The sequence below is a fragment of the Embleya sp. NPDC055664 genome (assembly GCF_053618075.1).
In genome coordinates, this window is record NZ_JBSHGZ010000001.1 from 750,182 (window position 1) to 765,679 (window position 15,498).

A 15,498-nucleotide genomic window follows, 5' to 3' on the forward strand; every position below is an offset into this window, starting at 1 on the left:
CCCGACGCGGCCGTCGGTCACGGGACGCCCCCACCCCGCACCGCCGAGCATGTCATCGATACGCCCCCGGCGGGGCCGGATTCGTGACAACCTGTCACCCCATGGGGACAACGACCGATCGGCGTGGGGTCCTGCACGTCGTGACCGACCCCCGACGACGGGGTTCACAGGCGTTCGCCCACGATCTGGACGCGGCGCTGCGCGATCGAGGGCGGTCATCGGCGGTCGTCGCGCTGGCCGGCACCGGGGAGATGGACTTCCCCGTGCTCGGACCGGGGCGACTGCACCCGAGCACGCTGCGCGAACTGCGCCGACGGGCGGCGGGCGCGGGCGTGGTGATCGCCCACGGCTCGACCACGCTGGACGCGTGCGGGATCGCCCTCGCGGGCACCGGGACGCCGTTCGTCTACGTGAACATCGGCGACCCCCGACACTGGGCGCGCGACGCGCTGCGCCGGGCCCGGGTGGGGCTGTTGCTGCGCCGGGCGGCGGCGATCGCCTCGGTGTCGCCGACGGGTCGGGAAATCCTGCTGCGCACCTACCGGTTGGCGCCCGGTCGGGTACGGGCGATCCCCAACGGGCGGCGTCCGGAGCGGTTCCCGCCACCGGACTCGACCGATCGGTCCGAGGCGCGCGCCGAGTTGGGGGTGCCGCCGGGCGCGACGGTGCTCGTCGTGGTCGGCGCGCTGGCCGTGGAGAAGCGGGTCGCGCTGGCCATCGAGGCGTTCGCACAGCTTGTGGAAGGGGCTTCGGAGCGTGTCGGGGCGGCGCCGGACCGTGCCGAACTCCCGGTCTACCACCTGCTCGTGGCCGGCGAGGGCCCCGAGCGTGCGGCCCTGGAGGCGCTGGCCGCGCGCCGCGCCCCGGGGCGGGTCACCTTCACCGGCAACCTCGCCGATCCGGGCCCGGTGTACCACGCCGGCGACGTGCTGGTGCTCTCCAGCACCAGCGAGGGCGTGCCGGGAGTCCTGGTCGAGGCGGGCATGACCGCGATCCCGGCCGCCGCGACCGACGTCGGATTCGTCCGCGACGTGGTGGTGGACGGGGTCACCGGGGCGCTCGCCGAGGTGGGCCCCGGCGCCGGGGATCCGGCCCCGCTGGTCGCTGCGATCCGCCGGGTGTTGGCCGACCGCGACGCGATGGGGCGTGCGGCCAGAGCCCGTTGCCTGGAACGACACGCGATGGAGACCGTGGTGGACGCGTGGACCGCGTTGCTCGACGAACACACGCGCTGACACCGCGGCGTCGAGGGAAGGATCGGGACGACGCCTCGGCGTCGAACGCAGGACTCGGGACGGGGCGTGAGCCCCGATTCCCGTACGGCCGAATGCGACTCGTGGGGAGATCGCATGTGCCAAGGTTGTTGTCGAACCAGGGAGGGGGAGTCCGTGGGGGAGTCTGTGGGGGGTGCCGTCGGCATGCCCGGCGACGGCATGAGCAGAATCGGCGATCTCGGCCGCGCGGCCCGGCATGCCCGACCCGGCGGCAGCGTCGACGAACCCGCCGATCACCGAACACACGTCAACGGAGCGCCCCTCGCGGGCCACGGGGGAGCGACCACGCCGACCATCGACAGTCGCACCGGCACCGGACGACACGCAGCGCCCACGGCCGGCGTCGGCAGCGGCACCGGCCGCATCGCCGCCGCCCAGGCACCCGATCCCGAGGTCAAGGGACCACCGCCGGAACTGCGCTTCAAGCGGCGCACCAGCCTGTTCCGCGGCATCCGGGAGTTGTGGCACTCGCGCGAACTCGTGCGCACCCTGGCCGAGCGCGACCTCAAGGCCCGCTACAAACAAGCCGTTCTCGGCTTCGCCTGGGCGATCATCACGCCCGTCCTGCTGATGCTGGTGTTCACCATCGTCTTCCAGCGGGTGGGCAACCTCAGCGAGACCGCGCACAAATACGACGTGCCCTATCCGCTGTTCAGCTACCTGGGCCTGCTCCCGTGGACGTTCTTCATGTCCTCGGTCACCCAGGGCTCGTCCTCGCTGGTGTCCAACGGGCCGCTGCTGAACAAGGTCTACTGCCCGCGCGAGGTCTTCCCGTTCGCCACCGTGATCGTGGCCACCGTCGACATGCTGATCGCGTCGAGCGTGCTGGTGGTGCTGTTCGCGGCCTACACCACGCCGCCCGCCGCGACCATGTGGGCGCTGCCGATCCTGCTGCTCATCCAATTCGAGGTCACCCTCGGCGTGGTGCTCGTGTTGTCCGCGGCGGTGGTCTACTTCCGCGACATCCGACATGTGCTGCCGCTGCTCATGCAGATGGGCATGTTCGCCACCCCGGTCGCCTACGGCATGGACCAGATCACCAAGGACTGGCTGCTGCCCTACGTGATCAGCAACCCGCTCGCCGCGGTGATCGACGGCTACCGGCGCTCGATCCTGTACGGACAACAACCCGACTGGGAACTCACCGGTGCCGCCGGTGCGTCGGCGACCGTGCTGCTTGTCGTCGGCTACAAGATCTTCAAGAAGCTCGAGGCGGGGATCGCCGATGTCGCCTGACCGCACGTCGACCGCGCTTGCGCCGGCCAAGCCGGGCACCCTCGCACCGGGCACTGTCCAGGCCGAACACCTGTGGAAACGCTTTCGCGCGGACAGCCAACGCATGCTGCTCCGGGACAACCTGGGCCGCATCGCGCGCAAGTTGTCCGGCCGCGACCAGGCCGACTGGCGGTGGGCGTTGCGCGACATCCACATCCACATCGACCCCGGCGAGGCGGTCGGCCTGATCGGCTCCAACGGGTCGGGCAAGTCGACGCTGCTCAAGATGCTCACCGGCGTGATGTACCCCTACGCCGGCCGGCTCCAGGTGCGCGGCCGGGTCGGTGCGCTGATCGAGGTGCGCGCGGGCATCCACCCGGACCTGACCGGTCGTGAGAACGCCTTCCTGTACGGCTCGTTGCTCGGCCTCAAGCGAGCCGAGGTGGCCAAACGCTTCGACGACATCGTCGACTTCGCCGAACTGGGCACGGCGATCGACCGGCAGGTGAAGTGGTACAGCTCCGGAATGCAGATGCGCCTCGGCTTCGCGGTCGCCGCGTTCCTGGAGCCGGACGTGCTGCTCGTCGACGAGGTACTTGCCGTCGGCGACGCGCTGTTCCAGCAAAAATGCCTGGACCGGATGCGGGTGGTGCTCGAACAGGGCACCACGCTGGTCCTGGTCTCGCACGACCTGGCGTCGGTCGAGTCGATCTGCACGCGCGGCATCTGGCTGGAGCAGGGCGAGATCCGCACCGATGGCCCGATCCGGCAGGCGCTGCGCGGATATCGGGACAGCGTCGAGGAGGAGACGGAGGCGCGCACCCGCACCGACGAGGCGATCCGCACCACTTACGTCGACGTGCGCGGCGTGGACACCGCCGGTCCCACCACCAACCGGTCGATGGTCGTCGAGGCCGACTTCGTCGGCGACTTCCGCGGCTCGGCCACCGTGCACATCGGCGTCACCGAGGGCACCGCGAGCCCGGTCTTCACCACCCGCCGCGACGTGCGGTTCGGCCCGTCGGGCACCCGGGTCAAGTGCACCCTGGACCGACTGCCGCTGCCCCGGGGGCGCTACGCGCTGTGGATCGGCGTCTACGACGGCGACGGACATCCCCTGACCGCCTGGCATCCGGCCAAACAGTTCGACGTGGCCGGTCCCGAACTCGACACCCCGCCGCGCGCGGTCGTGCTCGCCGCGCCGGTCTACGTCGACCACACCTGGGAGGGGTGAACGACCGTGCGCATCCTGGTGTGTCCGCACGACATGCAACTGGGCGGCAGTTCGATCAACGCGGTGGACCTGGCCCGCGCGGTGCGCGACCTCGGCCACGAGGTGTGGGTGATGGGCCGTCAGGGCCCGCTGCGACAACGGGTCGCCGCCGCGGGCCTGCCGCTGCTCGCGCTGCCCGAGCGCGCGCACGTACGTCCCTCGCCCGCCGTCTCGCGCGCCATCGCGGCGGCGGTGCGCCGGCATCGCATCGACGTCGTGCACACCTACGAATACTGGCCGCTGGTCGAGGCGTTCCTGGGCGCGTTCGTCCCGCGCGGCACGCCCGTGCTGGGCACGATCATGTCGATGGGCAGCCTGCCGCCGTACTTCCCGCGTACCGGCGTGCCGCTCACCCTCGGCTACGGCGACCTCTACGAGGAGACCGGGGTGGTGCGCGGCCTGGAGGGTGCCCGCGTGCACCTTCTCGAACCGCCGGTGGACACGGCGATCGATCACCCGATCACGGAGGGGGACGACGCCGAGGTCGACGTGGACGCCTTCGCCGCGGAACACGGGTTGCGGGGGCCCGCGCCCACCGTGGTGCTGGTCTCGCGCCTGGCCCGCCACCTCAAGCAGGAACATCTGGAACGCACCGTCGACGCGGTGGCCCGGCTGTCCCCGAAGTTGCCCGGGTTGCGGCTGGTGTTGGTCGGTGGGGGCTCGATCGAAAACGAACTCCAGGCCAGGGCCGCGGCGGCGAACGCCGAACTGGGCCGCCGCGCGATCGTGCTGACGGGCGAGATGGCCGATCCGCGACCGGCGTACGCGTTGGCCGACGTGGTGGTCGGGATGGGCAGTTCGGTGCTGCGCGGGATGGCCTTCGGCAAACCCATCGTGGTGGTCGGCGAGCAGGGCTTCAGCAAACCGGTCACACCCGAGACGATCGGCGAATTCGACGGCCTCGGTTTCTACGGCTTGGGCGCGGGCCGGGTGCCCGTCGAACAGGACGCACTGGTCGACCAGTTGACCACGCTGTTGGACGACCGGGCCGAGCGCGAGCGCATCGGCGCCTGGTCGCTCGACCTGGTCCGCGAGCGCTTCGCGCTGGACAGCCAGGCGCTGCGGCTCGTGGACTGGTACGAACAGGCCCGCGCCGAACACCCGCCCGCCCGCGGTCGGGTCGGCGAGGCGGTGCGCGTCGGCGGACGCCTGGTCGGCTTCAAGGCCGGGCAGCGCGGTCAGGCACTGCGCCGGCGCACCCGGGGCGGGCGCGGAGCCTCGGCCCGATGACCCGGCCGGCGGGGCTGACCCTGCTGCACGTCGGGGCCTTCTCCGGGTCGGTGCCCGCGCTGTGCCGGGCGCTCGCGGAGCGCACAGAGGTGGCCGCGCACGACCTGATGCCGCTGGCCCGCGCGCCGGGGCTGGCCGCCGCCCGGCTGCGGGCAGTGCAGGAGGCGCGGCGGGCCGGTCCCGGAACGCCGTGGACCAAGACCGGCGCGTGGACGGCGGCGCTGGACCGCCGGGTGCGCTCGCGCGGACTGCTCGACCCGGGGCGGCCGGTGCTGATCGTGCAGACGCTGCCCGCGCTGACCCCGCCACCGGGCGTGCGCTACGGCGTGTACACCGACCGGGTCGGCCTGGAGGGCGCGGCGGTCGGCGGTGTGCATCGATCCCGGTACTCCGACGGGTGGTTGGCCCGGGAGCGGCGGTTGTTGCTGGGCGCGCACCGGGTGTTCGTGATGGGGCCCAGCACGGCCGACGTGCTGGTGCGCGAGTACGGCCTGGCCGCCGATCGGGTGCACGTGGTCGGCTCCGGGACCAACGCCGAACCCGCGCCGGAGGGCGATCCCGGTTCGGGCGCCGCGGATCCGCCCCGGCTGCTGTTCGTGGGCACCCAGTGGGAGCTCAAGGGCGGCCCGCTCCTGCTCGCCGCCTTCGCCCGGCTCCACGCCCGTGACCCGCGCCACCGGTTGACGCTGGTCGGCAGCGGTCCGGCGGGGGAGTTGCCGGTCGGGGTGACCGCGCTGGGCCGGGTGCCGCACACCGCGATGGGCGCCGCGTACGCCGCCGCCGACGCGGTGGTCATCCCCACGCACATGGAGGCGTTCGGGATCGCCCTGATCGAGGGCCTGATCCGGGGGCTGCCGTGCGTGGCCACCACGGTCGGCAACCAGCCCTGGATCATCGGCGACGCGGGCCTGACCGTACCCCCGGACAACGAGGACGCCCTGGTCGTGGCGCTGCGTCAACTGACCGCCGACTACCCCTCGTTCCGCAAACGCGCCGTGGTCCGGGGCGAGGAGCTGCGGGCGAGCATGACGTGGCCGACGGTGGCCGCGCACATTCTGGCGGAACTGCGCGGATAGCGGTTCGGTGACGGCCGGGCGCCGGCCGTTGACAGCCGCTTCGTCCCGGTCTGGGATGAGGCGGTATGGAGACGCTTTTCGAGCACGCGGGCGGACACGAGGGCCTGCGCCGGTTCATCGACATCTTCTACGGCGACGTGCTCGCCGACCCGCTCCTGCAGCCCCTGTTCGGTGCGGGGCGCCCGGAGCACGTGGACCATCTGACCGCCTTCACCGCCGAAACCTTCGGCGGACCGGATGACTTCACCCGGACCATGGGCGGCTTCACCCATCTGATCGAGGTCCATCGCGGCCTGAAGATCTCCGAGGAACAGCGCCAACGTTTCGTCGACCTGTATCTCGCCGCGGCCGACAGGGCCGAACTGCCGTCCGACGAACCGTTTCGGGAGGCGCTGCGCTCGCACGTGGAGTTCGGCACCCACGTGGCCAAGCAGAACTCGCACGCCGAGACCGACGACGAACTGCACCCGCTGCGCGAAGTCCCGCACTGGGACTGGCCGCCGATCGTGTGAAGCCGGGCCCGGCGACGTTCCCCTCGCCGCCGGGCCCGGTCCGATCCGCCGGGCGGGGCCTAACCCCGGCGCAGCGCCGCGCGTTCGTACACCCGGGCGAAGCCGTCGAGCATGTGTTGCCGGGTGAAGCGGGCCAGGACCCGTTCCCGGCTCGCCGCGCCCATCCGGGCCCGGGTCTCCGCGTCGGTGAGCAACTCACGGCACGCCATCACCAGTCCGCCGCGATCGCCCGCGCGCAGCAGGCGCCCGGTGACACCGTCGGCGACGATGTCGGTGACCCCGCCCACCGCCGTGCCCACCACCGGGACGCCCGCGACCATCGCCTCGGCGACCGCGAGGCCGAAGCCCTCGTAGTGGGACGTGGACAGGAACAGGTCGGCCGCGTCGAACGCGTCGCCCAGCCGAGGCAGCGGCGGCACCACCCGCACGTGCTTGCCCACGCCCAACCGCTCGATCAGCGCCGGGATCTCCGGTTCCTGGCGGCCGATGATCAGGAACACCACCGGCGGCCCGGAGTCGCCGAGCTTGCGCACCACATCGGCGCCGACCCGCACCATCAGCGGGATGTTCTTCTGCGCGGCCCGGCCCACCCCGACCACCACGAGCGCCTCGGGCGCGATGCCCAACTCCGCGCGCAGCGCGGCCCCGGCGGCCGGATCCGGCTCGTGGACCGGCACCCCGAGCGGGACCAGCGGGATACGCTCGGGCCGCCATCGCACGATCGCCGCCGTCGCGTCGCGCACGTGGGTCGAGTGGGCGAACGGCCGGAACCCGGCCGCCTTGACCATGGCGACCTCGATGCCGTTGGTCAACCGCGAGTGCAGGCCGTCCTTCAACGGCTCGTGCACCTCCATCACCCGGGGCAGCCGGGGGCACGCCAGCGCGGCGGGCAGCGAGAGGCGGGCCGTGCCGCTGTGCGCGTGCAGCACGTCCGGGCGCAACTCCCGGACCTTCGCCGCGATCCGCAGCCCCAACCGCACCTCGTCCCGGGGGCCGGCGGGCCCGGTGTGGTCGAGCGAATGCACCGTCACATTCGGCCCCAGCTCGCCGAGTTCGTCCTCCTCCCAGGCGGGTCGGGCGCTGATCGCATGGCAGTCGAAGCGCTCCGGGTCGAGCCCGGCCAGCACCTGGCGGCTCACCTGCGGGATGCCGCCGCCGACACTCAACCGCCACACCACGTGGACGAGCCTGATCCGCTCCTTCACGATTCCCCCCGCGCCGGTCGCCACCGGCGATCCCGGGCCCGGCGGGCCGCGGCCTTCGCGCCGAGGAGCGCGCCGGCCGGACCGCGGGCCACCAACCATGTCGTGTCGTATCGATCGGTCGCGCCGAACCGATGCTTGAACTCCTCGGCGCCGCGCAGGAAGTCGAACGTGGCCACCTTGCGCTCGGCCAACGCGGTCAACGTCTCGTGGAACAACACCGTGCCCAGGCTCGCCTTCGCGTAGGCCGGATCCCAACCCAACTGGTAGTACGCGAACGTGTCCAGCCACAGGAACCCGTACAGCACGCCCACCACCGCGCCCGCCGGATCCCGCGCCACCAACGCGCACGGCCCGCGCCCGGGTTCGGCCCGCGCCGCCAGCGCCGCGTGCAGCGGACGCCGAGAGGCGTCGAACGCGCTGGACGCGCCCATCGTGTCCCGGCGCAGCCGATGCAGCCGCAGCAGGTCGTCGAACACCTCCGGCGTCAGCTCGCCGGGCCCCGCCCAGGTGAAGACGACCCCGTCGGCCGCGAGCCGACGCGCCTTGCGCCGCACCCCCTGGCGGTGCCGAGCCGAGCCCAGGGCGTCCGGGTCGGCGGGCATCACCGGGCAGGCCGTGCGCTCGATCTCCCGTGCGCCGGGCGGTAGATACGGATCGCCCGTGCCCGGATCCAGGTGCGGGAAGAGCATGCTGCGCCGCCGGGCGAGTGTGGCCAGCCAGGCCCGTACGTCCTCGTGCCGGTGCGGCGCGACGGCGAACCCGCAGTGGTCCGCGGCGCCGATCCCACTGCCGAGCACGGTCCAGACCGGCACCCCGCCGGGCAGTCGGGGGTGCAGCCGCTCACGGGTGCGCAGCAGCGGTACGACCGCCTCGGCGGCGCCGTCGTCCCCGCGCCACACCGCGACCAGCACCCGCCCGGCCTGCTCCCGGCCCAGCGACTCGGTCCAGCCCAGCACCCAGTCGGGCGTGGCGAAGTACGACGTCCCGGGCGTCGCGGCGACCAGCGCGCGCCAGGACGGCACCAGCGCCGCCAACTCCCCGGGCGAGCGCAACAACGTGGGCAGAGCAAGCACGACGATCCCCCCGGACCTCGAAACCGACGCCGAACCGGACCCGACCCCTCACCGCCCGCCGCGCAACGCGTGCACGGCCGGATGCAGCCCGGAGACGATGGTGGCGAACCGATCCGGGCGGGTGTTCGAGCCGACCCGCAGGCGGGAGATCCGCAACGGGTGGTCGGGCAACCGGGGCCCGAGCCGGTGGTCGAACAGGAAGCCCGAACGGTAGCCCAGTTCGTCGAGCAACCGCTCGGCGCGCACGTCCCAGTTCCCGTTCGGATACGCGAACGAACTCGGCGCCCGGCCCAAGAGCTTGGTCAACCGCTCGTGCGCGTCCACCACTTCGGCCCGCACATCCGCGTCGGAGCAGCGGTCGAGCAGCGGATGGGTGAGCGAGTGGTTCTCCACCCGGATCCCACCCGACTCCAGGGTGCGCAGGTCCGCGCCGGTCAACTGCTCGGCCGGCACCGGCTCGTGCCCCTCGCGCAGCGCGGCGAGCAGGCGCAGTCGGCGCTCCTGCGGCACGGTCTTGAGATACGCGACCCACCCGCTCGGTGACCGCTCCGGCTCGCCCGCGACCCGCGCTCCGGCGGCGACCAACCGGTGCGCCTCGTGCCACCAGAACGGCGTGCGCGAGTCGATCGCCGAAGCCACCACGTAGGCCACTCCCGGGATGCCGCGCTCGCGCAGCAGCGGCAGGCCGTGCTCCAGGATGCTGCGCTCGCCGTCGTCGAAGGTCAACAACACCGCTCGGGCGGGCAGCGGGCGTCGATCGCGCAGCGCCGCCTCCACCTCGTCCAGCGACACCGGCCGAGCGATCCGCTTGAGCCGGTCCAACTGACCGGCGAACACGGCCGGATCGGAGATCCCGTGATACCCGAGCACGGCCAGCCGCAGTCGGGACCGGCGGGCGAACCACACCTGCGCCGGCGACCGCCGCAACAGCGCGTCACCACCGCCCCGCAGCGAGGACCGCACCGACGACCCCACCGACGACCGCAACGTCCCCACCCTCGAACCGCCCACCCGCGCCTCCCCGGTCCCGCGGTTCCCCAGCCTCTCGGCTCCCGCTGCCGGAACCGTAACAGCGGGGTCACCTCCCGTCAGCCGGACACCGAACGTCCGCCCGGCCGACACCGCACATCCGCCCGAACTCCCTCCAGGTCATGGCAAGGTCGTCAACGTCGGATATCGCGGAACATCACCCCCGACTCGTGGACGGATCGCGAAACACCCTTCACGCGTGACCCATCCGGCCTAATCTGGTCGGCGGGCGACCCGAGCCCCGACCGTGTGGGGGCGGCGGCGCCGGTCGGGCACAAACGTTCCGATGCTGCTCACATCGGGACCGCGAGGTGGGGGCCGGGCGATGAATCGTGCATCGACCCTGCGCGCAGAGGAGATCGATGGCGATCTCGCTCGCGCGTGGGACGAATTGGTGGTCGGGAGGGGGGTTCAGGCAGACGTCTTCGACACCCACGCATGGGCGTCGTCGTGGTTGGCGACCCGACCGCAACGTGCCGAACACGTGCGCATACCCGGCGTGTTCGTCGGAGATCGCCCGCTGGCCCTGCTGCCGCTCGAACTCGACTCGACCGGTCGCGCCCACGAACTCGGTCGCGGCCAGCGCGAACGCACACGTGTCGTCATCGGCACCCCCGAACCTCGCCCCGACGTGCTGGGCGCGCTCGCGGGCGAACTGCGCCGGCTCGGCATCCGCGAGTTGACGCTGCACCGCATGCCCAGCCGCGACCCGGCCACGCACGCGCTGCTCGGCGCGCTGCGCGAGGCCGGCTACGCGGTGGACGTGCGCGAGCGGATGACCGACATGATCGAGTCCACCCCCGACGGCTGGTCCGGCTACCGGGCCCGCCATCGCGGCTTCGACAGCGCCGTGGGACAGGCCACGCGCCGCGCCGGCCGGTTGTGGGCGTTGCGGGTCGTCGCGTACGGCGCCCCAGGCGGCCCACCGCTCGCGGGCGGACTGGCAGACCACGAAGAGCTGTTCGACCTGAGCTGGAAGGGGCGACTCGGCGCCGCGCCGGAACGCCGCCGGTTGCTCACCCGCGCGCTCGACGAGCGTGGCCTGGCCCGGCTGTACGTGCTCTACGCCGAGGACCGCGCCATCGCGTCCTGCCTCGGCGTGCGGATCGGCCCGGTGATGCACTGGCACACCGTCGCCTACGACCCGGCCGCCGCGCTGCTGTCGCCGGGCAACGTGGTGCACTGGCGCGCCCAGGAACTCGCTTTCGCCGAGGGCGGGTTGACACTGATCGACCTGCTGCCGGGGGCGAGCCCGCTGAAGGACCGGATCAGCAGCGAACGACCCGCGCTGCTCGACGTGTGCGCGGCCCGGGTGCCGCGCCGGGTGTTGCCGCTGCTGCGCGGGGCCCGCGAGGTGCAGCGTGCCGTACCGATCGCCACCCGCGCCCGAATGGGCCGGCTGCGCGCCCGGGTCGATGCCGTCCCGCCCGGCCACGCCGGCACCGCCCGCCGGCTGGAGGCGCGACCGGCGACCGAGGTACCGGCCCGACCCAGCCCCGAACTGACTTTGGACCAGCCCACCTTGCGCCTGCTCACCGTGGCCTGCGCGCGCCGGGGCCCGCAGGAGATGCGGGCCGACTGGGGACCCGACGACCGCTGGTACCGGATCGGCGCGGGCCCCCTCGCGGTGGCCCGGGTCGACACCGGTGAGCCGGTGCCCACCCTGCGCGAGGTCGTGCGCTACGACCCGGCATACACCCTGGAGGCGATCGCGCTGATGCTCGCCGACCTGCTCGCGTCGCCCGTCCGCTACCTGGACGAGGTACCCGTGCGCGACCCCCGCCTGCGCTGGCCGCGCACCTGGACCGGGCCCGATCCCGGTGCCGCCGACCACGCCGCGCTCGCGCACGCCGTCGCCGACCCCGATGCCACCGACCACGCGGCCGCCGCCCCGCTCAGCGAAGCCGACGCCGGCGGCCGGGAACACGACGAACACGGGGCCGCCGAGGCACCCGGAGCGCATGGAACATCCGGAGCGCACGAAGCACGCGAGGCCCCCGGAACACCCGGAGCGCACGGCGCGCTCAGCCGGGCCGAGGGGGCCTGATGCGGGCCCGCCCGATGCACCCCCTGGAGATCGACGGCGCCTTCGCCGGCTCCTGGGACCGCCTGGTCGCCGCGCGGGGCGTACACGCCGACCCGTTCGACACGCACGCCTGGTTCGCCTCCACCCTGCACGGCCACCACGACCCGCTGGACGACATCCGCGTGGTCTCCGTGCTCGACGACGCCGACCAACCGCGCGCGCTGCTCCCGCTGGAGCGGATCGGCCCCGACCGCTGGGGCGTCTTCTCCGCACACCGCCGCCCCCGCAGCCACGTGGTGGTACACCCCGACGAGCCGCACGGCGCCGACTCGATCGCCGACGCCCTCGCCCGCACCGGCGTACGCGAACTGCGCCTGCACCGCATGCCCAGCCGGGACCCCGAGACGCACCGCCTGATCGCCGGGCTGCGCGCCTGCGGCTACACGGTCGACGCCCGGGAGAAGGCCTGCGACATGCTCGCCGGCGTCGAGGGCGGCTGGGCCGGCCACCGGGCCCGCTTCCGCAGCTTCGACCGGTACGCGCACCGCTTCGCCACCCGCGTCCGCGCACAGTGGGACCTGACCGTCGACCGGATCGGCGGCCCCGGCACCCGCGAAGACGACTTCGACGCCGGCTTCGCCGTCTACACCGACCTGTTCGCCCGCAGCTGGAAGGGCCCGCTCCAGCCCGCCGCCGCCGACGCGCGGCGCGACCTGATCGCCCGCGCCGCGCGCCACGACTGGGCCCGGCTGTACATCCTGCGCGTGGACGGCGTGCCCGCCGCGATGCACCTGTGGTTCCGCCTCGGCGACGTGGCCACCTGGCACTCCACCGCCTACGACGAACGATTCGCCGCCCTGGGCATCGGCACCGTGGTGCAGTGGCAGGCCCAGGAACTCGTCCTGGCCGAACCCTGGCCCGCCGGAACCGAGCCGCGCCTGGTCGACCTGATGCCCACCCGCACCCCGCAGAAGTTGCGCCTCGCCCCCGAACGCCCCGCCCTGTGGGACGTCGAGGCCGTCCGCGACCGACGCCTGCTCGCCGTCACCCTGCCCGCCCGCGGCTTCGCCCGGGCCACCCGGATGTCGGTCGAGCAACACCTGCGGGTGCGCCGAGCCAAGATCGCCCCGGTCGAGCCGACCCTGGTCGCCGAGACGGTGATCCCACCCGCGATCAATCCGCACGAGGGCGGCGACAAACCGGACCCGGTACACGAGGCCGGCCTCGCCGACAACCGCGCGATCGCGCTCGCCTGCGGCTACCGGGGCACCGACGCGGTCGACGCCGGCCGCTCCCGCGGCGAGACCTGGTGGCTGGTCGGCGAGGAACCGCACACCCTCGTACACCTGGCCCCGGACCGGACCGTGCACACCGTCGCCGCCCTCGGCGCCGACCGCACCCTGCCGCGCGACCGGCAACTGCACGAGGCCGCACGCAGCGTGGCCACCGCCCTCGGCGAGACGCTGCGCCTGTACCTGCCCGACCCCGCCGGCGCCCCCGGAACCCCCCTGCGCCGAGAACCGGAACCGGTTCCGTGGCCGGTCGCCCGCACCGGCCCGACCCGCCTCACCCCGAAGGGCACCACCCGATGACCGCCATCAGCGGCGACCGCGTGCGCACCACGCTCAAGCGCGGCCTGGCCGCCACCGCCCTCGCCCGCGATCCCGCGCCCGGCGCCACCCTGCTCATCTACCACCGCGTCGGCGGCGGCACCCGGGACGAACTGGACCTGCCCACCGACGCGTTCCGTGCCCAGCTCGACCTGCTGCCCGCCCGGCACGTGGTCTCCCTGGACACCGCCGTGGACCGCCTCGCGGCCGGCGACCCCACCCCGTCGATCGTGCTCACCTTCGACGACGGCTTCGCCGACGTGTACGCCAACGCCTGGCCCGAACTGCGGGAGCGCAAACTGCCGTTCACCCTCTACCTGGCCACCGGCTGCATCGACGCCGAGATGCGCTGGGAGGGCTCCACCGGCACCAGCGGCGGATCCGCCGCGCTGACCTGGGACCAGGTGGCCGAACTGGCCGACTCGGGGCTGGCCACCATCGGCAACCACACCCGCAGCCACGCCCGTCCCGAAGCGCTCACCGCGACCGAACTCGACGACGCCTCCGACGACATCGAACGCCGACTCGGCCGCCGCCCCGCGCACTTCGCCTACACGTGGGGCGTCGCCGTCCCGGACATGGAACACGCGCTGCGCTGCCGGTTCCGCAGCGCCGCCACCGGCGTACTCGGCCGCAACCGGCCCGGCTGCGACCCGATCCGGCTGCGCCGGGTCCCGGTCCGGCGCACCGATCCGCCCGCGTTCTTCCGGGCCAAGCTCGGCGGCCGGCTCGGCCAGGAACGCGCCTACGCGGCCGTGGTCGGCCTCGGCAAGAAGGCCGGTGCGCATGCGTGAGCCACGCGGCCCGGGCGGGCGCCCGCTGCGGATCGCCCACCTGACCACCGTCGACATGAGCCTGGCGCTGCTGCTTCGCACCGAACTGGAAGAGGACGTCACCGCCGGCTTCGAGACCTTCGGGATCAGCGCGGCCGGCCCCTACGTGCCCGGGATCGAGGCGCTGGGCGTCACCCACGTCCCGCTGAACTCGCTCACCCGCGCCTGGAATCCGCGCCGCGACGCCGCCGCGGCCGGCGAACTCGTACGCACACTGCGCCGGTTGCGCCTGGACGTGCTGCACACGCACAACCCCAAGACCGGCGTGCTCGGCCGCCTGCTCGGCCGCGCCGCCGGCGTGCCCGTCGTGGTCAACACCTGCCACGGCCTGTGGATCCGCCCCGGCGACCCGTGGGCCCGGCGTGCGTTCGTCCTCGGCACCGAGAGCCTGGCCGCCCGCGCCTCACACGCCGAGCTGTACCAAAACGCCACCGACCACGCCACGCTGCGCCGGGCCGTGCCCGGATGGCGCTCGCGCGTGGTCGGCAACGGCACCGACCTCACCCGCTTTCGCCCCGATCCCGCCGCCCGCGCGACGATCCGCGCCGAACTCGGGGTGGCCGAAGACGAACTCCTCGTCGGCGGAGTCGGGCGGCAGGTCGCGGAGAAGGGCATCCTCGAATACGTGGAAGCAGCCGGACTGCTCGCGGGCAAGGCCCGATTCGTCTGGATCGGACCCGAGGACCCGGACAAGCCCGACGCGATCGCCCGGGCCGCGCACGACTCGCCCGTCGAATTCGTCGGAGCGCGCGCCGACATGCCCGCCGTCTACAACGCGCTCGACGTCTTCGTCCTGCCCTCGCACCGCGAGGGCTTCTCACGATCCGCCATGGAGGCCGCCGCGTGCGCGCTGCCCATGGTGCTCAGCGACATCCGAGGCTGCCGCGAAATCGGCACCCACGGCGAACACCTGTTGCTCGCGCCGGCCGGAGAGTCCCGCTCCCTGGCCGCCGCGATGGACCGCCTGATCAGCGAACCGGACCTGCGCGCCGCACTCGGTGCCGCGGCCCGGAGCCGCGCGCTGGCCGAATTCGACCAACGACGCGTGGCCCGCGTCTCGATCGACACCTACCGGGCCGTGGCCGCACGCCGCGGTCTGGGCTGGACGTGAGGCACACACAAGGCGCCGGCCGGTGAGGGAG

General features: G+C 73.5%; 13 protein-coding genes. 10 read left to right on the forward strand and 3 right to left on the reverse strand.

Annotated elements, in window-relative coordinates; all coding sequences use genetic code 11:
* The first annotated feature begins 101 nt into the window (after window positions 1-101).
* The 6 genes from ACWGR4_RS03055 to ACWGR4_RS03080 all read left to right on the forward strand — a co-directional run bounded on the left by ACWGR4_RS03055 (window position 102) and on the right by ACWGR4_RS03080 (window position 6,580).
* Window positions 102-1,235 carry a glycosyltransferase family 4 protein gene (locus ACWGR4_RS03055; RefSeq protein ID WP_452130322.1) on the forward strand — a complete coding sequence of 378 codons (1,134 nt, stop codon included), beginning with the start codon at window positions 102-104 and terminating at the stop codon, window positions 1,233-1,235.
* A gap of 153 nt (window positions 1,236-1,388) precedes the next feature.
* The gene (locus ACWGR4_RS03060; RefSeq protein WP_379997177.1) at window positions 1,389-2,510 is read left to right on the forward strand and encodes an ABC transporter permease; all 1,122 of its coding nucleotides are present in this window, start codon (window positions 1,389-1,391) and stop codon (window positions 2,508-2,510) included.
* On the forward strand, window positions 2,500-3,723 hold the full coding sequence (locus tag ACWGR4_RS03065) for an ABC transporter ATP-binding protein (protein WP_452130324.1): 1,224 nt from the start codon (window positions 2,500-2,502) through the stop codon (window positions 3,721-3,723). Before ACWGR4_RS03060 ends, ACWGR4_RS03065 begins: the two co-directional genes overlap by 11 nt.
* Before the next feature lie 6 nt (window positions 3,724-3,729).
* Window positions 3,730-4,992: a glycosyltransferase family 4 protein gene (locus ACWGR4_RS03070; protein WP_452130325.1), complete on the forward strand. Its 1,263-nt coding sequence runs from the start codon at window positions 3,730-3,732 to the stop codon at window positions 4,990-4,992.
* A complete protein-coding gene (locus tag ACWGR4_RS03075; protein ID WP_452130326.1) occupies window positions 4,989-6,068 on the forward strand; it encodes a glycosyltransferase family 4 protein in 1,080 nt (359 codons plus the stop codon). The genes ACWGR4_RS03070 and ACWGR4_RS03075 overlap by 4 nt, the downstream gene beginning before the upstream one ends.
* Window positions 6,069-6,133: 65 nt before the next feature.
* Complete coding sequence (locus ACWGR4_RS03080; protein ID WP_452130327.1) at window positions 6,134-6,580, forward strand: group II truncated hemoglobin; 447 nt, start codon at window positions 6,134-6,136, stop codon at window positions 6,578-6,580.
* 59 nt (window positions 6,581-6,639) lie between these two features.
* Here ACWGR4_RS03080 and ACWGR4_RS03085 read toward each other — a convergent pair whose 3' ends face one another.
* The 3 genes from ACWGR4_RS03085 to ACWGR4_RS03095 are packed head-to-tail and all read right to left on the reverse strand — an operon-like array spanning window position 6,640 to window position 9,869.
* Complete coding sequence (locus ACWGR4_RS03085) at window positions 6,640-7,785, reverse strand: glycosyltransferase family 4 protein (RefSeq protein WP_452130328.1); 1,146 nt, start codon at window positions 7,783-7,785, stop codon at window positions 6,640-6,642.
* Window positions 7,782-8,858: a GNAT family N-acetyltransferase gene (locus ACWGR4_RS03090; protein ID WP_452130329.1), complete on the reverse strand. Its 1,077-nt coding sequence runs from the start codon at window positions 8,856-8,858 to the stop codon at window positions 7,782-7,784. The genes ACWGR4_RS03085 and ACWGR4_RS03090 overlap by 4 nt, the downstream gene beginning before the upstream one ends.
* Before the next feature lie 48 nt (window positions 8,859-8,906).
* Window positions 8,907-9,869 (reverse strand): polysaccharide deacetylase family protein, encoded by a 963-nt coding sequence (locus ACWGR4_RS03095; RefSeq protein WP_452130330.1) that lies wholly within the window; start codon window positions 9,867-9,869, stop codon window positions 8,907-8,909.
* Window positions 9,870-10,212: 343 nt separating this feature from the next.
* Here ACWGR4_RS03095 and ACWGR4_RS03100 point away from each other — a divergent pair, with 343 nt between their 5' ends.
* Genes ACWGR4_RS03100 through ACWGR4_RS03115 form a run of 4 tightly spaced genes read left to right on the forward strand, consistent with a single transcriptional unit; the run spans window position 10,213 to window position 15,467 of the window.
* Window positions 10,213-11,934 carry a GNAT family N-acetyltransferase gene (locus tag ACWGR4_RS03100; RefSeq protein WP_452130331.1) on the forward strand — a complete coding sequence of 574 codons (1,722 nt, stop codon included), beginning with the start codon at window positions 10,213-10,215 and terminating at the stop codon, window positions 11,932-11,934.
* Window positions 11,934-13,505, forward strand: coding sequence for a GNAT family N-acetyltransferase (locus ACWGR4_RS03105; protein ID WP_379997194.1), 1,572 nt, complete (start codon window positions 11,934-11,936; stop codon window positions 13,503-13,505). Before ACWGR4_RS03100 ends, ACWGR4_RS03105 begins: the two co-directional genes overlap by 1 nt.
* Window positions 13,502-14,317, forward strand: coding sequence for a polysaccharide deacetylase family protein (locus ACWGR4_RS03110; protein WP_379997196.1), 816 nt, complete (start codon window positions 13,502-13,504; stop codon window positions 14,315-14,317). Before ACWGR4_RS03105 ends, ACWGR4_RS03110 begins: the two co-directional genes overlap by 4 nt.
* Complete coding sequence (locus tag ACWGR4_RS03115; RefSeq protein WP_379997198.1) at window positions 14,310-15,467, forward strand: glycosyltransferase; 1,158 nt, start codon at window positions 14,310-14,312, stop codon at window positions 15,465-15,467. Before ACWGR4_RS03110 ends, ACWGR4_RS03115 begins: the two co-directional genes overlap by 8 nt.
* Window positions 15,468-15,498 lie beyond the last annotated feature (31 nt).